Raw genomic sequence first — 26,146 nt, 5'->3', positions numbered from 1 at the left:
CTCAGACGGTTCCCACCCCGACGGGGTTCGCTGCGCCGACGTGGCGAATCGGGGCGATCCGTGGTGTCGGTGATCCCGCGGAGCGGGAAGGCGTCTGAGAATCCGCTGCGCGGGACCACCTGCGCAGGATGGGGTACCGGGATCGTCAGCGGCTGCCGCCCGCGACCGCGGGCAGGATGGTGACGCTGTCGCCGTCCGAGACCTTGGCTTCCAGGCCGCCCGCGAAGCGCACGTCCTCGTCGTTGACGTACACGTTCACGAAACGGTGCAGGTTACCCTCCTTGACCAGGCGGTCCTTGAGGCCGTTGTAGTTGGCGTCGAGGTCGTTGATCACCTCGGCCAGCGTGTTGCCCTTGGCCTCGACCGACTTCGCGCCGCCGGTGTGCGAGCGCAGGATGGTGGGGATGGAAACGTTGACTGCCATGGGGAACCTCCTGTCCACAGAGGACTTCATAGGGTACGGGACGCGAACACGGTGTCGGACCGCGGCTCAGTCGCGGTCGGGAACCTCATCGGCACCGGTGTGGGCGAACATGTACGACTCCACGACCTCCACCGGCTCCTCGGTGACCTCACCGTCGAGGATCCGGAAGGAACGCAGCTCGTGGGTCTTCGGGTCCCGGGTGGACACGAGCACGTAGTGCGCGTTGGGTTCCGAGGCGTAGGAGACGTCGGTGCGCGAGGGGTACGCCTCGGTCGCGGTATGCGAGTGGTAGATGACCACCGGCTCCTCGTCGTTGGCGTCCATCTCGCGCCACACCTTCAGCTGCTCGGTCGAGTCGAACCGGTAGAAGGTGGGCGAGCGCTCGGCGTTGATCATTTCGATCAGGCGTTCCGGGCGGTCCGACCCTTCCGGGCCGGCAATCACACCGCACGCCTCGTCCGGGTGGTCCCGTCGGGCATGCGCGACCATCGCGTCCACGAGGTCGCGTCGGATCACCAGCACAGCAACCATCCTAGTAGGTGAGGCACCGCCCTCCCACGATGTGGAAGACCGCCGGGGGCGGTGCGGCTTCGTCGGGCGAAACGCAGGTCCACGATGATTCATTCCCGCGCCGACGGGTAGGGCCCCGTGCAGGACATCACCTCCTCCGGCCCACCCGGGCGCAGCCACTGACTCTGGCATCACGTTAACCAGACGTAAAGGAAGAGCCGCCCTCCTTGTTGCCGGTCCGCACGGCTCCGCAGTGTGAGTCCGTTCACGACATGGAGGGACGGATGACAACTGAGGTCCGCGGCCGCGACGAGGCGGTGCGCAGCGAACGCCGGGTGGTCGCCAACGTCATTCGCGGCTCGATCGGCAACCTGATCGAGTGGTACGACTGGTACACCTACACCGCGTTCAGCGTGTACTTCGCCGCGGCGTTCTTCCCGAAAGGCGATCTGACCGCCCAGCTGCTCAACACCGCAGGCGTGTTCGCGATCGGCTTCCTGATGCGCCCGCTGGGCGGCTGGATGCTCGGCCGCTACGCCGACCGGTTCGGCCGCCGGGCCGCGCTGACGCTGTCGGTGACGCTGATGGCCTGCGGCTCGCTGGTGATCGCGCTGGCCCCGGGCTACCACACGATCGGCCTGGCCGCCCCGGTGCTGCTGGTGCTGGCCCGGCTGGTGCAGGGCGTCTCGGTAGGCGGCGAGTACTCAACCTCCGCGACCTACCTGTCCGAGGTCGCCACGGCCGGTCGCCGCGGCTTCTACTCCAGCTTCCAGTACGTGACGCTGGTCGCCGGGCAGCTCACCGCGCTGGGCGTGCAGATCGTGCTGCTCCAGGTGCTGTCCAACGACGAGATGGAGCAGTGGGGCTGGCGGATCCCGTTCGTGATCGGCGCGATCGGCGCACTGGTCGTGATGTGGCTGCGCCGCGGCATGGACGAGACCGAGAGCTACCGCAGGGCGTCCGCCGGCACCGAGCAGCGGGGCACCGTGCGGGCGCTGCTGCAGCACCCCAAGGAGTGCCTGCTGGTCGTCGGCCTCACCCTCGGCGGCACCGTGGCCTTCTACACCTACACCACGTACCTGCAGAAGTTCATGGTGAACACCTCCGGCATCGACAAGAGCACGGTGGCCTGGATCAACTTCCTCGCGCTGCTGGTGTTCCTGTGCCTGCAGCCACTGGCGGGAGCGCTGTCGGACCGTATCGGGCGGCGGTGGCTGCTGCTGGGGTTCGGCGTGTGCGGCACCGTGCTCACCGTGCCGCTGATGACGGTGCTGGGTGGCACGCAGAACCCGGTGCTGGCGTTCGCGCTGATGCTGGCGGGACTGACGATCGTCAGCGGCTACACCTCGATCAACGCGATCGTGAAGGCGGAGCTGTTCCCGACGAACATCCGCGCGCTGGGCGTGGGCCTGCCGTACGCGCTGACGGTGGCGATCTTCGGCGGCACGTCCGAGTACGTGGCGCTGTGGCTCAAGCAGGCCGGGCTGGAGAACGCGTACTTCTGGTACGTCTCCGGCTGCGTGCTGATCTCGCTGCTGGTGTACCTGCGGATGCGTGAGACGTCGAAGGACTCCCGCATCGAGGGGTGACCGCGCGGTCCGGCGGGGTCCCGCCGGACCACCTGCGCAAACCCGCTGAGTGCCCGCTCATACTCGGTCGAGCGGAGCTTTCGGAGGTGGCCGGTGCGGGTGCTGCTCGTCGAGGACGACGACGGGGTCGCCGACGCGCTCGTCGACGTGCTCGCCGCGCACGGCCACCAGCCCACCCGGGTCTCCCGTGGCGCGGACGCCCTGACCCGGCACCGCGACCACGACCTGGTGCTGCTGGACCTGGGGTTGCCGGACGCCGACGGCCTGGACGTGCTGCGCAAGCTACGCCGTATCGGCCCGATCCCGGTGGTGGTGCTGACCGCCCGCGGCGAGGAGCGGATGGTGGTCCGCGGGCTGCGCTCGGGGGCGGACGACTACCTGGTCAAGCCGGTGCGGATGGCGGAACTGCTGGCCCGCATCGAGGCCGTGGCGCGGCGGGGCCGGCCGGTGCCGCCGGGCGCCGACGAGGTCCGGGTGGGCGACGTGCACGTGGACCTGCGCACCCGGCGGGTGCGGGTCGGCGAGCAGGACGTGGAGCTGACCCCGAAGGAGTTCGACGTGCTCGCGGTCCTGGCCCGGGAGGTGGGCACCGCGGTGAGCCGGCAGCGCCTGATGGACGAGGTCTGGGGCGACGCGTACCTGGCGGTGTCGCGGTCGCTGGACGTGCACATCGCGCAACTGCGCGCCAAGCTCGGCCGCCCCGAGCTGCTGGTCACGATCCGCGGCTTCGGCTACCGCTTCGGCGAGTGAGGGGGCCACCATTCCCGGCGAACCCGCCTTCGGCACGGGCGTGTCGCGGTCGCGGGGCCGCGCGGCCCCGGTGCGCACCGCGCGTGCCTGCGGTGCGCCCGCGAGAGCCTCCGGAGCCCGGTGATGCGTCGACGGCTGCTGCTGGTGCTGCTCACGTTCTCCGTCGTCGCCGTGGCCGCGTTCGCCGCTCCGCTGCTGCGCGCCACCGCCGCGGAGCGGACGCAGCAGCTCGTGCTGGCGCGCACCGCCGACCTCGACCACTTCGCCGTACTCGCCGACCACGCCTTCGCCGCCGACGACACCACCCGGCTGGTCGCCGAGGCGCGCCGTTTCACCGAGCTCTACGGCGAACCGCTGGTGGTGGTCGAGGCCAACCGCGCGCCGGTGGTGGAAACCGGCGGGATGCAGGCCGCCGACGTCTCCGGGGCGATCGACAAGGCGCTGCGCAACGAGCTCGCCGGGCCGGTGCCGTGGCTGTGGCCGTGGTCCGACGGCGACCTGCTCCGCTACCGGCCGGTCGGCGACGGCACGCGGGTCACCGGGGCGGTGGTCATGCGGGCGTCCGTGCAGCAGGCGACGCGGGACATCGCCGGGCGATGGGCGCTGATCGCGGCGGGCGCGGTGAGTGCGCTGCTGGTGTGCGGGCTGCTGGCCTGGGTGCTGGCCCGCTGGGTGCTGCGCCCCCTGGCCGACCTGCGGGAAGGCGTGCGGGCCGTGGAGGCCGGATCGCGGCGCTCGCGGGTCCCGGTGGGTGCCGGGCCGCCGGAGCTGCGGGAACTGGCGGTGTCGTTCAACCGCATGTCGGAGGCCGTCGCCGAGGCCGACGAGCAGCAGCGGCGCCTGGTGGCGGACGCGTCGCACCAGCTGCGGAACCCGATGGCGGCGCTGCGCCTGCGGGTTGACGCGCTGGAGCGGCGGATCACCGCGGAGGGCGCGGACACCTACCGGTCGACCCTGGACGAGGTGGACCGGCTGGAGTCGCTGCTGGACCGGCTGCTGGCGCTGGCCACCGCGGACCGCGTGCCGGCCGGAATCGCCACGGCCGAGCCCGCCGAGGTCGCGGAGGTCGTGGCCGACCGGGTCGCGGCGTGGCGGTCGGCGGCCGAGGCGGCGGGCGTCGAGCTGACCGCGGGCCGCGTGGACCGGGTGGCCGCGGCCGTCCCGGCCGACGACCTCGCCCAGATCCTGGACATCCTGCTGGACAACGGCGCCAAGTACGCCGGGGAGGGGGCGAGCGTGGTCGTGACCTGCGAGGCCGCCGGCGGGCGGTGCACGTTGAGCGTCACCGACACCGGACCGGGACTGTCCGAGGGGGAGATCGCGCTGGCTGCGCAACGTTTCTGGCGCGCCGGTAGGCACCGTGGCAGCCGGGGCACCGGGCTGGGCCTGGCGATCGCCGACCAGCTGGTGACCGCCCGGGGCGGGACGCTGCGGATCGAACCGGTGCGGCCGCACGGCCTCGCGGTACGGCTGGAACTCCCGGTGCAGGAGGGACGATGATCCGGCGGCGCACCCTGCTCGCGGCGGCAGGCACCGGCCTGCTGGCCGCCTGCACCGGCGGCGCACCCGACCGCACGCTGCGCATCGCCACCGGCGAGCCGGGGGGCTTCTATCAGGCCTTCGCGCGCCTGCTGGCGGGCGAGGTGTCCGCCGCCGCGCCGGGTGTGCGGATGGCGGTGCTGGCCAGCCAGGGCAGCGTCAACAACCTCGAACTGCTCCGCAGCGGCGACGCGGACCTCGGCATGGTCCTCGCCGACACGGTGACCGCCGCGCAACGCGGCGAGCTCGGGCCGCCGGTCCCGTTGCGCGCCCTGGGACGGGTGTACGAGAACTACACGCAGCTGGTCGTGTTGGCGGACAGCCCGGTGCGGACCCTCGACGACCTCGCGGGGCGCACCGTGTCGATCGGCGCCCCGAAGTCCGGCACCGCGCTGATTGGCGCCCGCCTACTGGGCTCGCGCCCGGGTGTGCGGACAACGTCGCTGCCGCTGGAGGAGGCGATCGCCGCGCTGGAAACCTGCCGCATCGACGCCCTGCTGTGGTCGGGTGGAGTGCCGACGCCTGCGGTGAAGGCACTGGACGAGCGGGTGGGCATCCGGTTGCTGCCGCTGGACGCGGTCGAGCCGGTATGCCGTCCGGTCTGCGACGCGCTCCCCGTGCCGCCGGGCGGCTATCGGCACGCGGCCGGGGTGCCGACGATCGGCGTGGCGAACATCCTGGCCTGCACGCCCGACCTGCCTGCCGACCTCGCCGAGGCGGTGGTGCGGGTGCTGGTGCTGCGTGCGCCGTTCCTGGTGCCGCGGGAAACGGTGGGCACCCAGTTCCTGGACGTCCGTAACCTCATCGGCACCGGTGACGTTCCCCTGCACCCGGGCGCCGTCCGCGCCTACCGCGCCCTCCACGGCTGACGGCACGAAGGGGTGTCGCGTTGCCCTGCCTTCCGGGCCCGGCACCCAGGGTCGGGTGGGCATATGGGGTGGTGGGGGACGTGGTTAGGCCATCATGGCGGCGACGAGGCTGTCCTGGACCCAGGTGAGCCACTGGTACACGCCCAGGTGCTCGCGGCGCAGGTCGTCCTCCGGCAGGTCGTCGGGCATGTCCTCCTCGACGTCCAGCGCCGTGCCGAGGGCCAGCCGGACGTCGTTGAGCGCCGACAGCCACCCGTCGGCCTGCTCGCCGGTCAGCTTGACCCGGCCACCCAGCGGCGGGCACGTCTCCAGCACCAGCTGGGCGACCCCGGTCTTCGCCTCCAGCAGCGCCGGTTCGTGCAGCGACCGCATCGCCCCGGCGGCGTCGGCCACGTCCTCGTCGGTCTCGCCCGTGACCGGGTCGCGCCGGAAGAAGTCCGGCAGCAGCCGCGCCAGCACCCGGTCCTCCGGCGGGGTCGTCGGACCGGTGCGGATGCCGGTCAGCTCGGCCAGCTCGTCCTGCGGGGCCTCCGCGGCCCGCGCGGCGAGCATGTCCTTGAGCTGCCCAACGAGACCGCGGATGACCGCCGCCTCCTGTTGGGACAGCTTGGCCACCACGTGACCGTTCTTGCGGGTCCAGCCTTCCACTCAGGAGTCCTTCTGCATCGTCGCCCACAATCCGGCGGCGTGGAGCTTGGCCACGTCGCCCTCGACCTTCTCCTTGGAACCCGAGGACACCACCGCCTTGCCCTTGTGGTGCACGTCCAGCATCAACTTCGTCGCGTGATCCCGGGTGTAGCCGAAGATCTTCTGGAGCACGTAGGTCACGTAGGACATCAGGTTGACCGGGTCGTTCCAGACCACGGTGACCCACGGCCGGTCCTCGGTGCCGAGTTCGTCCGGTTCCAGTTGCGCGCGCTCGATTTCAGCGGGCGAGGTCATACCCCCATCGTCGCACGCGCCCGTCACGGCCGTGTCGGCCACACGGGCAAACCCGGCACGCACCGGTTTCGCGATGCGGACACCCGCCGCCCACCACGTAATCTCTGCGGCATGAGCTCTCCGACGGGCAGCACCGCCCTGCTCACCGACCACTACGAGCTGACCATGCTCGCCAGCGCGCTGCGCGACGGCACCGCGCACCGCGAGTGCACCTTCGAGGTGTTCACGCGTCGGCTGCCGAACGGCCGCCGGTACGGGGTGACCGGTGGGATCGGGCGGCTGCTGGAGGCCATCGAGAACTTCCGGTTCGGCGAGGCCGAGCTGGCGCAGCTGGCGTCCGCCAAGGTGGTGGACGCCTCGACGCTGGAGTGGCTGCGGGACTACCGCTTCACCGGCCACATCGACGGCTACCCGGAGGGCGAGCTGTTCTTCCCCGGTTCCCCGCTGCTGACCGTGCGCGGCACGTTCGCCGAGGCGGTGGTGCTGGAGACGCTGGTGCTGTCGATCCTCAACCACGACAGCGCGATCGCGGCCGCGGCGGCGCGCATGGTGTCGGCGGCCAACGGTCGCCGGATCATCGAGATGGGGTCGCGGCGTACGCACGAGGAGTCGGCGGTGGCGGCGGCCCGCATCGCCTACCTGTGCGGGTTCACCGCCACCTCGAACCTGGAGGCGGGGCGCCGCTACGGCATCCCCACCGCCGGAACCGCGGCGCACGCGTTCACGCTGTTGCACGACTCGGAGCGCGCCGCGTTCGAGTCGCAGGTCGCGACCCTGGGAACCGACACCACGCTGCTGGTCGACACCTACGACATCACCCGCGGTATCCAGCTGGCCGTGGAGGTGGCCGGGACGGGGCTCGGCGCGATCCGCATCGACTCCGGGGACGTCGGGGTCCTGGCCCGGCAGGCCCGCGAGCAGCTGGACTCGCTCGGCGCCACGAACACCCGCATCGTCGTCTCCGGGGACCTCGACGAGTACGCCATCGCGGCGCTGCGCGCCGAACCGGTCGACGGCTACGGCGTGGGGACGTCGCTGGTCACCGGCTCTGGGGCGCCGACCGCGGAGATGGTCTACAAGCTGGTGGAGGTGGAGGGCCGCCCGGTCGCCAAGCGCAGCTCGCGCAAGGAGTCGCGCGGTGGGCGCAAGGCGGCGGTGCGGCGGTACAAGGCCACCGGGACCGCCGTGGAGGAGGTCATCTTCCGGATGGGACCTGGGGCCGCCGAACCGGTGCTGGGCCCACACGACCGTTTCCTGCAGATCCCGCTGATGCGCGACGGCAAGCGGGTCGACGACCTGCCGTCCCTGGAGGACGACCGGCAGCGGCTGCGGCACGCCCTGGTCACACTGCCGTGGGAGGGCCTCACGCTGTCGCACGGCGAGCCCGCGATCCCGACGGTCTTCCACGAAACCTGAATCCGCTGGGAAAATCGCGGTAGCGACGCGAGGGAGTTCGGCATGACCAAGGCCCTGATCATCGTGGACGTGCAGAACGACTTCTGCGAGGGCGGTGCGCTGGCGGTGGCCGGTGGCGCGGGGGTGGCCGCGGCGATCTCGCGGTACCTGGCGGGGTTCGACCACGACCACGTGGTGGCCACCCGTGACTACCACATCGACCCGGGCGAGCACTTCAGCGACGAACCGGACTTCGTGCGGTCCTGGCCGCCGCACTGCGTGGCGGGCACCCCGGGGGCGTCGTTCCACCCGGACCTGGACGTGGGGCCGGTGGAGGCGGTGTTCTCCAAGGGCCAGCACAGCCACGGCTACTCGGGTTTCGAGGGCATTGACTTCCGCGACCGGCCGCTGCGGGACTGGCTGTCCGAGCGCGGGGTGCGGCGGGTCGACATCGTGGGGATCGCCACGGACCACTGCGTTCGCGCCACGGCGCTGGACGCGGTGCGCGCGGGTCTGGACACCGCGGTCCTGCTGGAGCTGACCGCCGGGGTGTCCCGGGCGACGGTGGACGCGGCGCTGGCCGAGCTCGCCGACGCGGGCGTCGACCTGGTCGGCGAACCGGTGGTGGCGGGTTCGTGACCTTCACCGGCGGCGCACGTACCCCCGGATGCGTCGACACACCGGAGCACCCCCGCTTCAGGTGAAACCGCGTCCGGTGCGCTCGGCGCCGGGCCCGTTGCCATGCGCGATCCCCGGCGCGGCATGGGGTTGAGCCGGTCGACCACCGGGGTCTGATGTCGCCGGTGCGCGGTAGCGTCTGCAGACGTGCCCACCTCTGTCCCGCGATGGTCCGACCCGGTCGCGTTCGAACCCGGCGACGACGACGAGCTCCCGCCGGAGATCGCCGCCGACCTGGCGCGGGCGGGCGGGGGTGCGACGGAGTCGCCGTCGGTGGCCAAGCCGAAGCGGGACATCCCGGACCTGTCGACGCTGCTGGGCATCGCGATCGAGGCGGTCGGCGGGGTGCCGCGCGAGGGCCAGGCCCGGATGGCCGAGGCCGTCGCGCGTTCGATCGCCACCGGTGAGCACCTGGCCGTGCAGGCGGGCACCGGGACCGGCAAGTCGCTGGCCTACCTGGTGCCGGCGATCCGGCACGCGGTCGCCGAAGGCACGACCGTGGTGGTGTCGACCGCCACGATCGCCCTGCAGCGGCAGCTCGTCGACCGGGACCTGCCGCGGTTGTCCACCGCGCTGGCCGGGGCGCTGGGGCGGCGGCCCACGTTCGCCATCCTCAAGGGTCGCCGCAACTACCTGTGCCTGAACCGGGTGCACGGCAACGCCCCCGAGGAACCCGAGGACGGAGCGCTGTTCGACGCCTTCGCCGCGTCCGCGCTGGAGCGGCAGGTCAAGCGCATCCGGGAGTGGGCGGCCGAGACCGACACCGGGGACCGCGACGAACTGGTGCCGGGCGTAACCGACCAGGCGTGGCGGCAGGTGTCGGTGACCGCCAGGGAGTGCCTGGGCGTGCATCGCTGCCCGGTGGGTGTGGACTGCTTCGCCGAGCGGGCCCGGGCCGCGGCGGGGCGCGCCGACATCGTGGTGACCAACCACGCACTGCTGGCCATCGACGCCCTTGACGACCGGCCGGTGTTGCCGGAGCACGACGTGGTGCTGGTCGACGAGGCGCACGAGCTGGTGGACCGGGTGACATCGGCGGCCACCGGCGAGCTGACCGCCGCAGCGGTGCGGGTCGCGGTGCGCCGGTGCGGGCGGGTGATCGACGAGGAGATCGCGGACCGGCTCAACGAGGCCGCCGACGGGCTCGACCTGGTGTTGCAGGCGACCGCTCCCGGGCGGCTGGAGGAGCTGCCGCAGGACCTGGGCGGCGCGTTGACCGCGGTCCGCGACGCGGCGTGGGCGTGCCTCACCGCGCTGGGCCCGGAGCGCAAGGACGACGTCGAGGGCAGTACGGTGCGCAAGCTCGCGCACGCGGTCACCGAGGAGGTGCACGACACCGCGGTGCGGCTGCTGGAGGCTTTCGACGACGAACGCGGGTACGACGTCGTGTGGGTCTCGGCCGAACCGAACCGACCGCCGGCGCTGCGGGTCGCGCCGATCGGCGTCGGCACACTGCTGCGGGAGCGCCTGTTCGGGCAGCGCACCACGGTGCTGACCTCGGCGACGCTGGCGCTGGGCGGCTCGTTCGACACGTTGGCCCGGCAGTGGGGCCTGCCGCCGCAGCAGCAGGCGCAGCCGGTCGCCGGGATGGCCACCGCCAGGGAGGCCCCATCCGATACCAGCGGTCCCAGGTGGACGGGCCTGGACGTGGGGTCGCCGTTCGAGCATCGGCGCAGCGGCATCCTCTACATCGCCCGGCACCTGCCGCCGCCGGGGCGCGACGGGCTGCCGCCGCAGTACCTGGACGAGCTGACCGAGCTGGTGCAGGCCGCGGGCGGGCGCACGCTCGGGCTGTTCTCCTCGATGCGGGCCGCCAAGCAGGCTTCGGAGGAGCTCCGAAAGCGGCTCGACACGCCGGTGCTGTGCCAGGGCGACGACGCGACGGCACTGCTGGTCCGCCGGTTCGCCGAGGACCCGGCGACGTCGCTGTTCGGCACCCTGTCGCTGTGGCAGGGCGTGGACGTGCCCGGCGACTCGCTGCAGCTGGTGGTGATGGACCGCATCCCGTTCCCGCGCCCGGACGACCCGCTCGCCTCGGCCCGCCAGAAGGCGGTGGCGGAGCGCGGCGGCAACGGTTTCCTCACCGTCGCGGGCACCCACGCGGCGCTGCTGCTGGCCCAGGGCGCCGGGAGGCTGCTGCGCTCGCCGAACGACCGCGGCGTGATCGCGGTACTTGACCCGAGGCTGGCCACGGCCCGCTACGGCGGTTTCCTCCGCGCCTCCCTTCCCCCGTTCTGGACCACTCACGACCCGGAGGTGGTCCGCGGCGCCCTGCGCCGTCTGGCGGCGGCCGCGACGGCCTGATCGCGCCGCGCCCCGGCACCCACCCACCCACCCACCGGCTGGTCACTGTCCGCGCACCGGGCATCACCCGGCCCCCGGGAATTGCGCGGACACCCGGGTGAACGTCAAATTCGCGGGAAATTCCGGCTGCGCGGGGGTGGACAGGAGACGGTGGTGAGGTGTGGGGCACGCGGTTTTTTTGGAGGAGATCGACAACGGCGTGCTGGGCTTTCTGTTCCGGCGGGGTTGCCGGGTAGGTTGTGTTCGCCGCGCCCCGCCCGCCGGCCCCGGCTGGCGAGGAGGGCAAGATCCGCTGGTCGGGACGGTTGTCGCCGTTCCGGTGCCGGGGTTCGAGGTGGCGCGGCGGGGATGTCCGGTTCGGCAGCGCCGCCGATCCACCACTTGTCGATCGACTTCGAGGAGACGCCGTGTCCGCACCACGCCAAGCCGCGCCTGCCGCGAACCTGGCCAGGACTGTGGTCTTCGCCGCTTTCATCGCCGTCCTCGGATTGTTCCCCGGTTTCTACCTCGGCGGTGCCGCGGTGCCGATCGTGCTGCAGAACATGGGGCCGCTGCTGGCGGGCAGCATCCTCGGCGCGCGTCGCGGTGGCGCCTCGGTGCTGCTGTTCCTGGCGCTGGTCGCGCTCGGGCTGCCGCTGCTGTCCGGTGGCCGCGGCGGCATCGCGCCGTTTGTGGGCCCCAGCGGTGGTTTCCTGCTCGGCTGGGTGGTGTCGGCGGTCGTGGTCGGCCTGATCGTGCAGCGCGGGCTGCCGAAGCCGGGCCTGTTCGTGCTTCTCGCCGCCAACCTCGCGGGTGTCGCGGTGGACTACCTGATCGGCATCCCGTACTGGGGCCTGGTGATCGGGGACGTGCGGGCCGCGGCGGTGCAGTCGCTGGTGTTCCTGCCGGGTGACGCGGTGAAGCTGGTCGCGGTCTCGCTGGTGGCCGTGGCGGTGCACCGCGCGGTCCCGGCGGCGCTGACCGGCTCGGCGCGGCGAGCGACCGCCGAGGGCTGAGGTGCTGCCGATCCTCGGCCGCGTCCCCGCGTCGCGGATCGCACACGCCGGAGCGGAACTGGACGCGCCGGAGTGGCACGCGCGGGTGCTGCGCGCAGCGCGGTCCCTGCCGACCGGGGCGAGGGTCGCCCTGGACGGCGGGACCGCGCTGGAGCGTCTGATCCACTTCCTGGCGGCGGATCTGCGGGGCTGCGCCACCCTTCTGGTCGAGACCACCTGGACGCCTCGCGAACGGGAGGCGGTCCTCGCGGACGCGGCCCCGCACCTGCTGCTCGACCTGGCCACCCGCGCGGCCGCGGACCCGCAGCCATGCGGGTGGAGCGGTCTGAACGGCTGGGGCGCTCAGGCGGGCTGCGGGGACGAGTTCACCGCCTTCTACCTCCCCACCACGTCGGGGAGCAGTGGGCGGCCGAAGGTGCTGGTGCGTTCTCGGCGGTCCTGGTTGCTCAGCTTTCAGCGGCTCGGCGTCGAGATCGGTTCCGGGGACCGCGTTCTCATCCCCGGGCCGTTGAGTTCGTCGTTGTTCCTGTTCGGGGCCCTGCACGCGTTGCACGCCGGTGCGGACGTGGAGCTGCTGGACCGCTGGTCGCCCGCTGATGCCGCCGAGGCCGCCCGACGCTGCACCGCCGTGCACCTGGTGCCCGCGATGCTGTCCGGATTGCTGTCCACTATGGAGCGTGATCCGGTGCTGCGGGCCGGATGCGCGCTGCGGACGGTGGTGTGCGGTGGGGCTCGGGTGGACGCGGAGTTGGCGGGGCGGTTGGCCCGGGTGCTGCCGGGGTGCGAACTCGTCGAGTACTACGGGTCCGCCGAGCACTCGCTGATCGCCATCCGGCGGGGCGGCGGGCTGCGGCCGGTCGTGGACGTCGAGGTGCGCGACGGCGAGCTGTGGGTCCGCTCGGAGCTGGCGTTCGACGGGTACCTGGACGGCGGGCGGATCGTGCCCCCAGGGACGCGCGACGGGTGGTCGACGGTCGGCGACCGGGCGGTGCAGCGCCCGGACGGCTCGCTGGAGGTGCTCGGCCGCAGCAGCTCGGCGATCAACACCGGTGCCCGCATCGTCGCCGCCGAGGAGGTCGAAGCGGTGCTGCGCGGCGCCGAAGGCGTGCTTGACGTGCTGGTGTGCGGCACTCCGCACGTCCGGTTCGGCGAGCTGGTCACGGCGGTCGTCGAGATCGCCCCGGGCAGCACCCCGTCGATGCGGGACCTGCGGGCCCGCGCCCGCGCCGCGCTGGAACCGGCGAAGCGCCCGCGTCGTTGGCTGGCCGTGCGGGAACTGCCGCGCACGGCTTCCGGCAAACCGGCTCGCGCGGTGGTGGCCGAGCGCCTGCGGGCCCGAACCCTGGATGCGGAGGAGCTGTGACGCCTGTGGTGATCGCGGCCCGCCGCACGCCGATCGGCGAAGCAGGCGGGGCGCTGCGCAACGTCGCCGTGGACCGGCTCGCCGCGCCGGTGCTGCGGGCGGTGCTCGACGACGTCGGGGTGTCCGAAGTGGACGAGGTGCTGCTCGGCAACGTCCTCGGCCCGGGTGGGAACCCGGCGCGGGTGGCGGCGCTGCGCGCGGGTTTGGGCGAGGCGACCCCCGGGATGACCGTGGACCGGCAGTGCGCGAGCGGTCTCACCGCGATCACCACCGCCGCGGCCCTGGTCCAGGCCGGGGCCGGCGACTGGTTCCTCGCCGGTGGCGCGGAAAGCCCCTCCACCGCTCCGTGGCGGGCGTGGCGGCCCCGCTCCGCGGCGGAACCTCCCCGCTTCTACAGCCGGGCACCGTTCGCCCCTCCCGAGATCGGCGACCCGGACATGGGACCCGCGGCCGACCTGGTGGCGGCCGAGGCCGGGATCTCGCGGCAGCGGCAGGACGAGTTCGCCGCCCGCAGTCACGCTCGGGCGGTCGCCGCGCAGGAAGCGGGCCGGTTCGACGCCGAACTGGTGCCCGTGGGCGGGGTTTCGGTCGACGAGCGGCCGCGTCGCGGCTTCACCGCCGAGCGGCTCGCGCGGTTCCGGCCGGCCTTCACCCCGGACGGCACCGCCACCGCCGCGAACTCGTGCGGCATCAACGACGGCGCCGCCGCGGTGCTGGTCACCACCGAGGAGCAGCGCCGTCGGCTCGGTGTGCCGGGGTTGCGGTTGCTGGGCTGGCGCACGTGCGGCGTCGACCCGAACCGGCTGGGGCTCGGGGCGGTGCCCGCCATGCGGGAGCTGCTCGCCCGGCACCGCCCGGAGGTCGTGGAGTTCACCGAGGCGTTCGCGGGCCAGGCGCTGGCCTGCCTGGACGCCGCGGGCATCGATGAGGAGCTGGTCAGCCCGGACGGCGGGGCGATCGCCCTGGGGCACCCGTGGGGCGCCTCGGGGGCGGTGCTGGTGGTCCGGTTGTTCAGCCGGATGGTGCGGGCGGACGGGCCACGGATCGGCCTGTCGGCGCTGTCCTCCGGTGGGGGTCTGGGCGTGGCCGCGATGTGGGAGCGAGTGGGTTGATCGAGTTCGAGGGAGTCGGGCACAGCTACGACGGGCGGACCGTGCTGGACGGGGTGAACCTGCGGCTGGCCGAGCAGCGGGTGGCGTTCGTCGGGGCGAACGGGTCGGGCAAGTCCACGCTGGCGCGGATGATCAACGGCCTGGTGCACCCCACCCGCGGCCGGGTGCTGGTCGACGGTGTCGACCCGGTGCGCGACGGAAGGACGGTGCGGCACCGCGTCGGGTTCATCTTCACCCACCCGGACAGCCAGATCGTGATGCCCACCGCGGGCGAGGACGTGGCGTTCTCGCTGCGCAGGCAGGGCCTGTCCAAGGCGGAGCGGCAGCGGCGGGCCGCCGAGGTGCTGGCCCGGCACGGGCTCGACGGCTACGCCGACCACCCGGCGCACCAGCTGTCGGGCGGCCAGAAGCAGCTGCTGGCGCTGTGCGCGATGCTCGTGCTGGACCCGGACGTGCTGGTCTGCGACGAGCCGACGACTCTGCTGGATCTGCGCAACAAGCGGCACTTCGCGGAGGTCCTGCGCGGGCTGCGGCAGCAGGTCGTGCTGGTCACCCACGACCTGGACCTGCTCGGCGACTTCGACCGGGTCGTGGTGCTCGACGGCGGAAAGGTGGTCGCCGACGACGAGCCCGCGGCGGCGATCCGCTACTACCGGGAGCTGGTCCGGTGAGCCCGCTCGGCCTGTACGAACCGGGCAGCAGCCCGCTGCACCGGCTCGGCGCGGGGTGGAAGTTCCTGGCGCTGCTGGGCTTCGCGGTGCTGGTCCTCGTGCTGGGCTCGCCACTGGCGCTGGCGGGGTGCGCGGGTGGCGTGGCCGCCGCGTACCTGGTCGCGCGCATCCCGGCGCGCCGCTGCTGGCAGCTGTCGCGGTTGCTGGTCCCGTTGCTGGTGCTGGTGTTCCTGGCGCAGTGGTGGCTGCTCGGCTGGGACAGCGCGGCCGTGGTGTGCCTGCGGCTGCTCGCGGCGCTCGGAGCCGCGAACCTGTTCACCCTGACCACCCGCGTGGACGACCTGGTCACCGCGGTGGAACGCGGCCTGCGGCCGTTGCGCCGCTTCGGTGTCCGGCCGGATCGGGTCGGTCTGCTGGTGGGCCTGACGGTGCAGGCCGTGGCGGCGCTGTCGACCATCGCGACGCAGGTGCGGGAGGCCCAGCGGGCCCGCGACGCGGAGCGCTCGCTGTCGGCCTTCGCGGTGCCGTTCCTGGTCCGCACTCTGCGCCACGCGGACGAACTCGGCGAAGCACTGGCCGCCCGAGGAGTCGGCGACGACTGACCGGACTGGCGGCAGCTGCTCCCGCCCGGAGTCCGCTGACGGTGACGCTGGCCTGATCTGGGGCCGTCTGGTGCCGCTGGGCATCCTGGGGTCAGTGGTGACGGCCGCTACCAGGCGAAACGGGACTTTGGGCCCTGTTTCCGACGGCCGGGCCCTGGGCACACTCAGGGGTACCGGGGAAACCCGGCGACCGGCCCGAGGACGCAGTGGCCTTGACGACCAATAAGGCCGCCAGAGACCTAGCGATCGAAAGATTGCAAAACGTTCTCGGGCTTGGCCTGTGTCTGGGCCCGCAATCAGCTGTCAGGGCCACTGGGCCAGGACCGTGACCGTACCCGGGTCGACCTCCGTGAAGCCCGCGTCGCGCACCACCGCCACCCGCCGCTCGCGCCACGCCGTCTCGGCGTCGTCCTGCGGGTGCAGCTGTGCCCAGGTCCCGGCGTCCGCCTTGCGCACCGCGCAGCGGAAGTCCTGCGCCGCCCACTCGTCGAGCAGCGCGTCGCGCCCCTCCGCGTGCAGCAGTGCCGCCAGGAACATCGTCGCGTGTCCGACCTGCGCCGCCGACTTACCGGCGCTCATCGGCACGTCCGGGTTGAGCCACAGCGTCGGCACGCCCGGTGGGACCGGCCCCGGCTCGTCGGCCGCCAGCTCGCTGCCGGAGATCTGTAACCGGCTCAGCTCCTTGGGCATGTCGGCCACCCGCATCGGCACGAAGGCACGCGCTTCGGCGTTGCCCACCCGGATCGTGATACCCGGCAGCGCCTGCACCGCTTCCCAGTGTGCACCGCGGGCCCGCCGCGCCACCTTCCGGATGCGCCCGGAGATCCAGCCGTGCACGGCAGCGTGCCACTCGCCGCCGGGCTTGCAGCGCTCGTCCACACACAGCGCGATGGCCGCCGCTGCCGCGGCTTCCAGCAGCGCGGTGCGGTCCGGCGGCTCGCGGCGCTCGATCCGCAGCACCATTGGCATCAGGACCACGTTCTCGGGGTCCTCGTCGGAGGTGTCCGCGGTGGCCTCCCTCGGCAGCGCCAGCCACGACGCGTACCGGGCGATCAGCGGATCCAGCACGGAGTAGGGGCGCGTCGCAGCGGGAACATCGACCATGTCCCGATTATCCGGTCCCGGCACGGCCACTGGTGTCAGACGTCCAGCGGCACGCGGCGCAGCACGCCGTCCTCGGCGTCCGCGGCCTCGATCTCCGCGCGCGTCACGCCGAGCACGAACAGCACGGTGTCCAGGAACGGGTAGGACAGCGCGGTGTCGGCGACCTCCCGGAGGGCCGGTTTCGCGTTGAACGCCACCCCCAGGCCCGCGGCGTTGAGCATGTCGATGTCGTTGGCGCCGTCGCCAACCGCCACGCACTGGGCCGGGGGCACCCCGAAGGACTCGGCGAACCGGCGCAACGCCTTGGCCTTGCCCGGCCGGTCGACGATCTCCCCGATCACCCGGCCGGTCAGCTTGCCGTCCACGATCTCCAGCTCGTTGGCGGCGCTGAAGTCGAGCCCCAGCTCGTCCACGAGCTGGTCGATGATCTGGGTGAACCCACCGGAGACCACGCCGGTGTGGAAGCCCAGCCGCCGCAGGGTGCGGATCGTGGTGCGCGCGCCGGGGGTCAGCTCCAGTTCCGCGGCCACCTCGTCGAGCACCGACGCGGGCAGTCCCTCCAGCACCGCGACCCGCTGCCGCAGCGACTCGGCGAAGTCCAGCTCGCCGCGCATCGCCCGCTCGGTGACCTCGCGGACCTCCTGCTCGCAGCCGGCCCGCGCGGCCAGCATCTCGATGACCTCGCCCTGGATCAGCGTGGAGTCCACGTCGAACACGACGAGCCGCTTGGCGCGCCGGGACAGGCCGGTGCGCTCCACCGCGAGGTCCACCCCGCTGCGGGCGGCGATGTCGGCCATGGCCGAGGTCAGCTGTGCGTCGTCGCCGCCCTCGGGGGCGCTGACCTGAAGTTCCAGCCCGGTCACCGGGTAGTCGGCGACGCGGCGGATGGAGTCGATGTTGACGCCGAGGTCGGCCAGGCCGCGGGCGACGTCGCTGAAGTTCCGCGCGGTCACCGGCTGTCCGAGCACGACCACGACGTGCGTGGAGCCGAGCTTGGCGCCGTCGCCGTCCGGGGCCCCGATCGCCACGTCGACGGTCATGCCCACGGTGGCCATGGCCTGCTCGACGGCCTCCTGGAGCTGCTCCGGGTCGTGTTCGGTGGACACCAGCACGCCCAGCACCAGGCGTCCCCGAATCACCACCTGTTCCACGTCGACGATGTCCACGCCGTGCCGGGTCAACGCCGCGAACAGCACGGACGTGACGCCCGGCTTGTCCTTCCCGGTCACGGTGATCAGCACGGTGGTGGCGTTGGACGTGCTCACGACAGCAGTTCTTCCTCTCTGGCCCCCGGCGAATACGTCGAGCCCCGGCGGGGCACAGCCCGCCGGGGCTCGTCGTCGAGCTAACCCCACCCTCGCACAGTTCCGCGCTGCGGGGCTAGCGCACAGATCACTTCTGCGTGGTGTCGTCCCTACCGGACTTGCTCTTGGTGACCGGAGCCTGCTTCACGGCCGCCGCCGCGCCCTTGGGCTCGTGCTTGTGCGCGAGGGTCTTGCCGGTCAGGCTCAGGTGCGACTCCAGCCGCATCCGCTCCGCGATGTGCGGGTAGTGCAGCTCGAACGCCGGACGCTCGGAGCGGATCCGCGGCAGCTCGGTGAAGTTGTGCCGCGGCGGCGGGCAGGAGGTGGCCCACTCCAGGGAGTTGCCGTAGCCCCACGGGTCGTCGACCGTGACGACCTCGCCGTAGCGGTAGCTTTTGACGATGTTGTAGAGGAACGGCAGCATCGACGCGCCGAGGATGAACGCGCCCACCGTGGAGATCGTGTTCAGCGTGGTGAACCCGTCGGACACCAGGTAGTCGGCGTAGCGGCGCGGCATGCCCTCGTTGCCCAGCCAGTGCTGGACGAGGAAGGTGCCGTGGAAGCCGATGAAGGTCAACCAGAAGTGCAGCTTGGCCAGGCGCTCGTCGAGCAACCGCCCGGTGATCTTGGGGAACCAGAAGTAGATGCCGGCGAAGGTGGCGAACACGATCGTGCCGTAGAGCACGTAGTGGAAGTGCGCGACCACGAAGTAGGTGTCCGACACGTGGAAGTCGACCGGCGGCATGGCCAGCAGGACGCCGGTGAGACCACCGAAGAGGAAGGTGACCAGGAAGCCCACCGAGAACAGCATCGGCGACTCGAAGGTCAGCTGGCCCTTCCACATGGTGCCGATCCAGTTGAAGAACTTCACCCCGGTCGGCACCGCGATGAGGAACGTGGTGAACGCGAAGAACGGCAGCAGCACCGCGCCGGTGGCGTACATGTGGTGCGCCCACACGACCACCGACAGGGCCGCGATGCCCAGCGTCGCGTAGACCAGACCGGAGTAGCCGAACAGCGGCTTGCGGCTGAAGACCGGGAAGATCTCCGACACGATGCCGAAGAACGGCAGCGCGATGATGTAGACCTCGGGGTGGCCGAAGAACCAGAACAGGTGCTGCCAGAGGATGACGCCGCCGTTGGCCGGGTCGAAGACGTGCGCGCCGAGGTGACGGTCGGCGATCAGCCCGAGCAGCGCGGCGGTCAGGATCGGAAACGCCATCAGGATCAGCACGCTGGTGACCAGGATGTTCCAGGTGAAGATCGGCATCCGGAACATCGTCATGCCGGGCGCGCGCAGGCAGACCACGGTGGTGATCATGTTGACCGCACCGAGGATGGTGCCCAGACCGGACACGGCCAGACCGGCGAGCCACATGTCCGCGCCGTGCCCCGGAGAGTGCAGGGCGTCCGACAACGGGGTGTAGGCGAACCAGCCGAAGTCGGCGGCGCCGCCGGGCAGCAGGAAGCCGCTGACGGTGATCAGGGCGCCGAACAGGTACAGCCAGTAGCCGAAGGCGTTCAACCGCGGGAACGCCACGTCCGGCGAGCCGATCTGCAGCGGCAGGACGTAGTTGGCGAAGCCGAACAGGATCGGGGTCGCGTACAGCAGCAGCATCACCGTGCCGTGCATGGTGAACAGCTGGTTGTACTGCTCCTGCGACAGGAACTGCAGCCCCGGTACGGCGAGCTCGCCGCGGATCAACATCGCCATCAGGCCGCCGACCAGGAAGAACAAGATCGACGTGACCAGGTAGAGGATGCCGATTTGCTTGTGGTCCGTGGTGCGGAACATCCGCGCCAGGAATGACCCCTTGACCGTTTTGCGCACCGGATAGGGGCGCGTGGCGATCGGCTGTGGCGCGACGGCCGTCACGGTGCCTCCTGCACTGATCCCTGTGAATGCGTACCGGACCCGGTCCGGGTCCGCCCCGGTCCGGTTGGACCGGGAGACAGCATGCGACACCCTGCAGGACCCCTGCAGAACAAGCCAGTCACGATGGCTGCCATCAGCGGATACTAGTCCGGGCCTCCGGCCGGGGTTCGACCGGGCCGTAGCCACCCTAGTCATTGATCCACACCCCGTCACGGGCGGTGAGATCCACGCGACAGGCCGCAACCGCCGGGGACCGCGTGGCGACGGCGCCCGCACGCGCCGGCGGGGCGCCGGTTAGCCTACGGGGCAACAGGTCCGGCAGCCCACCTGCGATCAGATCAGGGCCGCCCTGGGACGACGTCCACCAGATCCTGGAAGGGGAAGCACGTGCGGAGGAGCACGATCATCGGCGCCGTGCTGGTTGGCGGTCTCGCGCTCGCGGGCTGCACGCCGAGCGAGGCGCCCAGCGACCAGCCCCCGGCCCCCGGCACGCCGCCGCCCGCGACGGCGCAGGCGCACGCCGGCCAGCACGGGCAGGGCGAGCACGGGCAGGCGTCCGGCGAGCACACCGCGACCGACCGCGAGTTCGCCCAGCAGCTGCTGGCCAACGCCCAGCAGGTACTGGAGCTGGCGCAGCTGGCCGGAAGCAAGGCCCAGAGCGCCGAGGTGAAGGCCCTCGCCACGCAGCTGCAGCAGTCGGCACAGGAGCAGGTCGCCACGCTCACCAGCTGGTTGGGCTCGGCGGCCGGCCAGCAGTCCGGCAGCGCCCCGGAGGACGACGGGGACGACGCCGACGCCCCGGGTCCGCTGTCCGCCCAGCAGGTGCAGCAGCTCCAGCAGCTCAGCGGAACGCAGTTCGACCAGCAGTGGAAGCAGGCGATGCTGACGCTGCAGCAGAACGCGGGACAGCTGGCGCGCACGGAGCAGGAAGAGGGTTCGGCGCAGCAGATGCGCCAGCTGGCGGAGGAGCTCGTCGCCAACGAGCAGGCGACCCTGGCCAGGCTCAACGCCCTCCGCTGAGGTCTTTCACTCCTGTCGAAGGGCACCTTTCGAGGTGCCCTTCACGCGTCCTGACCGCCGGAGCGCGCTCTTCCGGTTCTCGCGCACAGAACCTACCATGAGTAGCCTACTGGCAAGTAGCCAACTCGTCGGTCATGACCACCAGGGAGCGCGCATGTCGAAGGTTTCCGGCAGGGTCGTCCTGATCACCGGCGCCGCGCGGGGGATCGGCGCGCAGACCGCGCGCGAACTGGCCCGCCGCGGTGCCCGGCTCGCCCTGGTGGGCCTGGAACCGGCCGAGCTCGCGGCCCTCGCCGACGAGCTCGGCGAGGGCCACTTCTGGGCCGAGGTCGACGTGACCGACCCCGACTCCATCGCGGCCGCGGTGTCCGGCGCCGTTGCGCGGCTGGGCGGCATCGACGTGGTCATCGCCAACGCCGGGATCGCCCCGATCGGCACGGTCCGCACCACCGATCCGCGCGCGTTCACCCGGACCATCGACGTCAACCTCAACGGGATCTTCCACACCACCCGCGCGACGCTGCCGCAGCTGATCGAGCGCCGCGGCTACCTGCTGGTGGTCTCGTCGCTGTCGGCGTTCGCACCGATCGGTGGGATGGCGGCCTACGCCGCGAGCAAGGCCGGGGCCGACGCCCTGGCCAGCGCGCTGCGCGCGGAGCTGGCGCACCTGGGCGTGGCGGTCGGCAGCGCGCATCCGTCGTGGATCGACACGGACATGGTCCGCGACGTGGCCAGCGACCTGCGCAGCTTCCACGCGATGCGCAGGCGACTGCCGTGGCCGATGCGCGCAACCACCAGCGTCGAGGACTGCAGCCGGGCCTTCGCCGACGCGGTGGAACGCCGCGCCCGGCGGGTGTACGTGCCGCGGTCGATCATGCTGATGCACTGGCTGCGCAACCTGCCGTCGTCGCGGCTCGTCGAGCGCCTGATGAAACCGACGCTGCGCCGCCTCATCCCGCAGATGGAGCAGGAGGTCGCGAACCTGGGGCGCTCGTTGAGCGAACGCCAGCAGAAACTGCAGGGCTGACGGCGGACCGGTGGCCGGGATGCCTGGCGCGGGAGGAGTCCCCGGCCACCGGAGTCATCGTGCGCGCTGGCCGCTCAGCCGCGGCCGCCGCCGCACCGGCGGGGCCTGCTGGCAGCGCTGCCGCTCCTGTTCGATCCTGGCGATCAGCAGCCACACGGTCTGGTCGCCGTCGCCGGTGGCGCTGTGTTGCGGGCGGCTGGTCGCGGCGGCGATCCAGCGCGGCACCCGCAGCAGGAGGCCGCCGACGGTCGCGCCGATCGTGTTGCACACCACGTCGTCGGTTGAGGCGACGCGGCCGGTGATCGCCAGGAACTGGACCAGCTCGATCGACGCGGCCAGCACCAGCCCGCCGAGGGCGATCTTGCCGATGTTGTCGAACCACCGCACCCGCTGCGGGACCAGCACGCCCAGCGGCAGCAGCAGCACCAGGTTGCCCAGCAGCTGCAGCCAGGGCAGCGAGTCGCCGGGGTCGGCGGTCAGCGCCATCGACACGTCCTTGCCGAGGTCCGGGTGGACCCGCTCGGCGGCGGGGCGCTGCGGGGTGAAGACGAGGTACCCCACGCAGAGCACCGAGTGCACCAGGGCCGCGTCGATCAGCGGGTCCCGCGCCGACCGTGCGGGCGCCCAGCGGCGCACCGCGGCCGAGCCCGCTCCCACCAGCAGCGCCACGGGGAGCAGGATCGTCACCACCGGGGCGAATCCGTCGAATGCCACAAGAATCTGCTGCACGTTCGCCGCACTTCCTCTGGCCGCCAGCGCCAGGACCACCCGGACACCAAACGAATCCACAGTGGATCGACCGGTGCCCGCGAACCGTTGGGAACCGTCATCTCCAGCGGTCGGCGTTGACCGGTGTCTGCAGGGGCATCAGTGGTCGGCGGCCGGACGTCGGCTCGGGGTATGCCGACGTCCGGCCGCCAGCAGCACCTGCCGCCGCACCGCGGCAGGTCGGGGGTGTTCGTCAGGTGCGGCAGGTCGTCCGCCACGGTCGCGTCGCCGTTGTCGGCGCCCGACGAGCGCTTCCCGCATCACCTACCTCCACCACTCCCCCGCGCTGCGTCCGAAAGAGTCCGGAATCGACTCGGTTGCGGTCGAACATAACGGCCGAGCCACGAGGCTCCACCGTTCTGGCAAGAACCCGCCATCTATTCCGCATTCATCCATAAAGGATGGTTAGCAGCTGGGAAAAAGTGCGTGAACTGGCTTTTCGCGTCGCGACCGACCGGCACCGAAGACGCTGACCGGGAATTCCCGCAATTCCCACGCCGTCCAAGCCGTGAATTCCACATGTCGGCCGGGTACCAGTCGCCGAGGTCCACAATGGCCAATGTCCTGCCGGGGCCGACGCGGTGCGCGCGCAGCACGAGGGCCACCCTTCGCCGAACTGCTCGGCGCAGGGTGGCCCTCCGTGAGACCCGGTTCAGTCCTTACGGCGGAAAAGCCTGAGGATCGGGTCGTAGCGGCGGTCCGCCACTCGTTCCTTCAGCGGGATCAGGGCGTTGTCGGTGATGCGGATGTTCTCCGGGCAGACCTCCGTGCAGCACTTGGTGATGTTGCACAGGCCCAGGCCGTGGTCGCCGCGGGCCGCCTCCGGGCGGTTCTCCGCCTCGTCCAGCGGGTGCATCTCCAGTTCCGCCACCCGCATCAGAAAGCGCGGACCGGAGAACGCCTGCTTGTTCTCGGCGTGGTCGCGGATCACGTGGCAGGTGTTCTGGCACAGGAAGCACTCGATGCACCTGCGGAACTCCTGCGAGCGCTGCACGTCCACCTGCTGCATCCGGTACTCGCCCGGTTCCAGGTCCTCCGGGGGCACGAACGCCGGGACCTCGCGAGCCTTGACGTAGTTGTATGACACGTCCGTGACCAGGTCCTTGATCACCGGGAACGTCCGCATCGGGGTGACCGTGACCGTCTCCGCGCGGTCGAAGGTGGACATCCGGGTCATGCACATCAGTTGCGGCCGCCCGTTGATCTCCGCCGAGCACGAGCCGCACTTGCCCGCCTTGCAGTTCCACCGCACCGCCATGTCCGGGCACTGGGTCGCCTGCAGGCGGTGGATGATGTCGAGCACCACCTCGCCCTCGTTGACCTCGACGGTGTAGTCGCGCAGTTCGCCGCCGTCGGCCGAACCCCGCCACACCCGGAAGTGCGCCTGGTAGCCCATCAGAGTCCTTTCGCCGTGACGTCAGCGAGCTCGTCCTCGGTGTAGTACTTGCGCAGCTCCTCCACGGTGAACAGCGCCATCAGGTCGTCGCGCATCGGCACCTGCGGCTGCTCGGTGACCTCGACGTGGTCCCGCGCCAGCGCGCAGACCAGCAGCTTGCCGCGCCACCGCGGCTCCATCGACGGGTGGTCGTCGCGGGTGTGGCCGCCGCGACTCTCGGTGCGCAGCAGCGCCGCGCGGGCCACGCACTCGCTGACCAGGAGCATGTTGCGCAGATCGAGGGCCAGGTGCCAGCCCGGGTTGAACTGCCGGTTGCCCTCCACCGCGAGCAGTGTGGCGCGGGCCTTGAGGTCGTGCAGCCGCTCCAGCGCCTGGCGCATCTCCTCGCCGCGGCGGATGATGCCGACCAGGTCGTTCATCACCTGCTGCAGTTCGGAGTGCAGGGCATAGGGGTTCTCGGCGACCGTGTCCCCCGCCGCCTCGAACGGCTGCTGCGCGCGCCGCGCGGCCGCGTCCACATCGGACTCCGCGATGTCCGGCCGGATGGCCAGGCCGGACACGTACTCGGCCGCGCCGACGCCCGCGCGGCGGCCGAAGACCAGCAGGTCGGACAGCGAGTTGCCGCCCAGCCGGTTGGACCCGTGCATGCCGCCGGCCACCTCGCCCGCGGCGAACAGGCCCGGCACCCGTGAGGCCGCCGTGTCCGGGTCGACCTCCACGCCACCCATCACGTAGTGGCAGGTCGGGCCGACCTCCATGGGCTCCGCAGTGATGTCCACGTCGGCCAGTTCCTTGAACTGGTGGTACATGGACGGCAGCCGCTGGACGATCTTCTCCGCGGGCAGCCGGGACGCCACGTCCAGGAACACGCCGCCGTGCTGGGAACCGCGCCCCTCCTTGACCTCGTTGTTGATCGCCCGCGCCACCTCGTCGCGTGGCAGCAGCTCCGGTGGGCGCCGGTTGCCGTCCGGATCGTCGTACCAGCGGTCGGCCTCGGCCTCGTTGTCGGCGTAGTTGTCCTTGAAGACCTCCGGGATGTAGTCGAACATGAACCGGCGGCCCTCGGAGTTGCGCAGCACCCCGCCGTCGCCGCGCACCGACTCGGTGACCAGGATGCCCTTGACGCTCGGCGGCCACACCATGCCCGTCGGGTGGAACTGGACGAACTCCATGTTGATCAGCGACGCCCCGGCCCGCAGCGCGAGCGCATGCCCGTCGCCGGTGTACTCCCAGGAGTTCGAGGTCACCTTGAACGACTTGCCGATCCCGCCGGTGGCCAGAATGACCGCGGGCGCCCGGAACAGCACGAACCTCCCGGACTCCCGCCAGTAGGCGAACGCCCCGGAGATCCGGTCGCCGTCCTTGAGCAGTTCGGTGACCGTGCACTCCTGGAAGACCTTCAGCCGGGCCTCGTAGTCGCCGAGCTCCGCGTGGTCCTCCTGCTGCAGGGACACGACCTTCTGCTGGAGCGTGCGGATCAGCTCCAGGCCGGTGCGGTCGCCGACGTGCGCGAGCCGCGGGTACTCGTGGCCGCCGAAGTTGCGCTGGCTGATCCGGCCGTCCGGGGTGCGGTCGAACAGCGCCCCGTAGGTCTCCAGCTCCCAGACCCGCTCCGGGGCCTCCTTGGCGTGCAGCTCCGCCATCCGCCAGTTGTTGAGGAACTTCCCGCCGCGCATGGTGTCGCGGAAGTGCACCTGCCAGTTGTCGCGGGAGTTGACGTTGCCCATCGCGGCGGCGATGCCGCCCTCGGCCATCACCGTGTGCGCCTTGCCGAACAGCGACTTGCAGACCACGGCGGTGCGCAGGCCCTGGGAGCGCGTCTCGATCGCCGCGCGCAGCCCCGCGCCACCGGCGCCGATCACGACGACGTCGTAGTCATGCCGCTCGATCTCTACCATCGACGTCCTT

General features: G+C 71.8%; 24 protein-coding genes. 14 read left to right on the top strand and 10 right to left on the bottom strand.

All coding sequences use genetic code 11. The annotated features are described in order from the left end of the window. Positions 1-145: 145 nt before the first annotated feature. Together IEY17_RS03145 and IEY17_RS03140 are read right to left on the bottom strand one after the other, a co-directional pair. The gene (locus tag IEY17_RS03145; RefSeq protein ID WP_188985131.1) at positions 146-424 is read right to left on the bottom strand and encodes a MoaD family protein; all 279 of its coding nucleotides are present in this window, start codon (positions 422-424) and stop codon (positions 146-148) included. Positions 425-490: 66 nt separating this feature from the next. Beyond that, entirely contained in the window at positions 491-946 is a 456-nt protein-coding gene (locus IEY17_RS03140) for a M67 family metallopeptidase (protein ID WP_308423937.1), read from the bottom strand. 272 nt (positions 947-1,218) lie between these two features. On the opposite strand from IEY17_RS03140, the gene IEY17_RS03135 reads away from it, so the two are divergent. From IEY17_RS03135 to IEY17_RS03120, 4 genes are all read left to right on the top strand, one after another. Continuing rightward, a complete protein-coding gene (locus tag IEY17_RS03135; RefSeq protein ID WP_188985127.1) occupies positions 1,219-2,523 on the top strand; it encodes an MFS transporter in 1,305 nt (434 codons plus the stop codon). Between the two features lie 93 nt (positions 2,524-2,616). Then, entirely contained in the window at positions 2,617-3,273 is a 657-nt protein-coding gene (locus IEY17_RS03130) for a response regulator transcription factor (RefSeq protein WP_188985125.1), read from the top strand. Positions 3,274-3,396: 123 nt separating this feature from the next. Further along, positions 3,397-4,773, top strand: coding sequence for a sensor histidine kinase (locus tag IEY17_RS03125; protein ID WP_188985123.1), 1,377 nt, complete (start codon positions 3,397-3,399; stop codon positions 4,771-4,773). Beyond that, positions 4,770-5,681, top strand: a complete 912-nt coding sequence (locus IEY17_RS03120) for a TAXI family TRAP transporter solute-binding subunit (protein WP_188985121.1) — start codon at positions 4,770-4,772, stop codon at positions 5,679-5,681. Before IEY17_RS03125 ends, IEY17_RS03120 begins: the two co-directional genes overlap by 4 nt. An 84-nt stretch (positions 5,682-5,765) precedes the next feature. On the opposite strand, the gene IEY17_RS03115 is transcribed toward IEY17_RS03120, so the two are convergent. After that, positions 5,766-6,329, bottom strand: coding sequence for a DUF2017 domain-containing protein (locus tag IEY17_RS03115; protein WP_188985119.1), 564 nt, complete (start codon positions 6,327-6,329; stop codon positions 5,766-5,768). Further along, a complete protein-coding gene (clpS, locus tag IEY17_RS03110; protein WP_188985117.1) occupies positions 6,330-6,623 on the bottom strand; it encodes an ATP-dependent Clp protease adapter ClpS in 294 nt (97 codons plus the stop codon). 111 nt (positions 6,624-6,734) lie between these two features. Between clpS and IEY17_RS03105 the strand changes: the two genes are divergently transcribed. The 8 genes from IEY17_RS03105 (at position 6,735) to IEY17_RS03070 (ending at position 15,743) form a co-directional block, all read left to right on the top strand. Beyond that, positions 6,735-8,039, top strand: coding sequence for a nicotinate phosphoribosyltransferase (locus IEY17_RS03105; RefSeq protein ID WP_188985115.1), 1,305 nt, complete (start codon positions 6,735-6,737; stop codon positions 8,037-8,039). Between the two features lie 42 nt (positions 8,040-8,081). Next, complete coding sequence (locus IEY17_RS03100) at positions 8,082-8,657, top strand: isochorismatase family protein (protein ID WP_188985113.1); 576 nt, start codon at positions 8,082-8,084, stop codon at positions 8,655-8,657. Between the two features lie 186 nt (positions 8,658-8,843). Further along, a complete protein-coding gene (locus IEY17_RS03095; RefSeq protein ID WP_422662576.1) occupies positions 8,844-11,000 on the top strand; it encodes an ATP-dependent DNA helicase in 2,157 nt (718 codons plus the stop codon). 407 nt (positions 11,001-11,407) lie between these two features. Continuing rightward, complete coding sequence (locus IEY17_RS03090; protein WP_188985111.1) at positions 11,408-11,995, top strand: biotin transporter BioY; 588 nt, start codon at positions 11,408-11,410, stop codon at positions 11,993-11,995. Position 11,996: 1 nt separating this feature from the next. Then, positions 11,997-13,358, top strand: a complete 1,362-nt coding sequence (locus IEY17_RS03085) for a class I adenylate-forming enzyme family protein (protein ID WP_229679791.1) — start codon at positions 11,997-11,999, stop codon at positions 13,356-13,358. A gap of 5 nt (positions 13,359-13,363) precedes the next feature. Beyond that, positions 13,364-14,470, top strand: a complete 1,107-nt coding sequence (locus IEY17_RS03080; protein ID WP_188985371.1) for a thiolase family protein — start codon at positions 13,364-13,366, stop codon at positions 14,468-14,470. Continuing rightward, positions 14,467-15,141, top strand: coding sequence for an energy-coupling factor ABC transporter ATP-binding protein (locus IEY17_RS03075; protein WP_188985109.1), 675 nt, complete (start codon positions 14,467-14,469; stop codon positions 15,139-15,141). The genes IEY17_RS03080 and IEY17_RS03075 overlap by 4 nt, the downstream gene beginning before the upstream one ends. Beyond that, a complete protein-coding gene (locus IEY17_RS03070; RefSeq protein WP_188985107.1) occupies positions 15,138-15,743 on the top strand; it encodes an energy-coupling factor transporter transmembrane component T family protein in 606 nt (201 codons plus the stop codon). Before IEY17_RS03075 ends, IEY17_RS03070 begins: the two co-directional genes overlap by 4 nt. 303 nt (positions 15,744-16,046) lie before the next feature. Here the strand turns inward: IEY17_RS03070 and IEY17_RS03065 are convergent, their stop codons facing one another. The 3 genes from IEY17_RS03065 to ctaD form a co-directional block, all read right to left on the bottom strand. Continuing rightward, the gene (locus IEY17_RS03065; RefSeq protein WP_188985105.1) at positions 16,047-16,847 is read right to left on the bottom strand and encodes an aminoacyl-tRNA hydrolase; all 801 of its coding nucleotides are present in this window, start codon (positions 16,845-16,847) and stop codon (positions 16,047-16,049) included. 35 nt (positions 16,848-16,882) lie between these two features. Next, positions 16,883-18,112 carry a phosphoserine phosphatase SerB gene (serB, locus tag IEY17_RS03060; protein ID WP_188985104.1) on the bottom strand — a complete coding sequence of 410 codons (1,230 nt, stop codon included), beginning with the start codon at positions 18,110-18,112 and terminating at the stop codon, positions 16,883-16,885. 127 nt (positions 18,113-18,239) lie between these two features. Next, the gene (gene ctaD / locus IEY17_RS03055) at positions 18,240-20,027 is read right to left on the bottom strand and encodes an aa3-type cytochrome oxidase subunit I (RefSeq protein ID WP_188985102.1); all 1,788 of its coding nucleotides are present in this window, start codon (positions 20,025-20,027) and stop codon (positions 18,240-18,242) included. Between the two features lie 387 nt (positions 20,028-20,414). On the opposite strand from ctaD, the gene IEY17_RS03050 reads away from it, so the two are divergent. Then, positions 20,415-21,047, top strand: coding sequence for a DUF305 domain-containing protein (locus IEY17_RS03050; RefSeq protein ID WP_188985100.1), 633 nt, complete (start codon positions 20,415-20,417; stop codon positions 21,045-21,047). Between the two features lie 154 nt (positions 21,048-21,201). Next, on the top strand, positions 21,202-22,074 hold the full coding sequence (locus tag IEY17_RS03045) for an SDR family oxidoreductase (RefSeq protein WP_188985098.1): 873 nt from the start codon (positions 21,202-21,204) through the stop codon (positions 22,072-22,074). Between the two features lie 54 nt (positions 22,075-22,128). Here IEY17_RS03045 and IEY17_RS03040 read toward each other — a convergent pair whose 3' ends face one another. From IEY17_RS03040 to IEY17_RS03030, 3 genes are all read right to left on the bottom strand, one after another. Then, on the bottom strand, positions 22,129-22,803 hold the full coding sequence (locus tag IEY17_RS03040) for a VanZ family protein (protein WP_188985096.1): 675 nt from the start codon (positions 22,801-22,803) through the stop codon (positions 22,129-22,131). A gap of 691 nt (positions 22,804-23,494) precedes the next feature. Further along, a complete protein-coding gene (locus IEY17_RS03035) occupies positions 23,495-24,238 on the bottom strand; it encodes a succinate dehydrogenase/fumarate reductase iron-sulfur subunit (protein WP_188985094.1) in 744 nt (247 codons plus the stop codon). Continuing rightward, positions 24,238-26,136, bottom strand: a complete 1,899-nt coding sequence (locus IEY17_RS03030; RefSeq protein ID WP_188985092.1) for a fumarate reductase/succinate dehydrogenase flavoprotein subunit — start codon at positions 26,134-26,136, stop codon at positions 24,238-24,240. The genes IEY17_RS03035 and IEY17_RS03030 overlap by 1 nt, the downstream gene beginning before the upstream one ends. Positions 26,137-26,146 lie beyond the last annotated feature (10 nt).

This window comes from Saccharopolyspora thermophila, from assembly GCF_014646075.1.
GTDB classification, from domain to species: domain Bacteria; phylum Actinomycetota; class Actinomycetes; order Mycobacteriales; family Pseudonocardiaceae; genus Saccharopolyspora; species Saccharopolyspora thermophila.
Note: the sequence above shows the minus strand (reverse complement) of the source record. Positions and strands in the feature narration are given on the sequence as shown.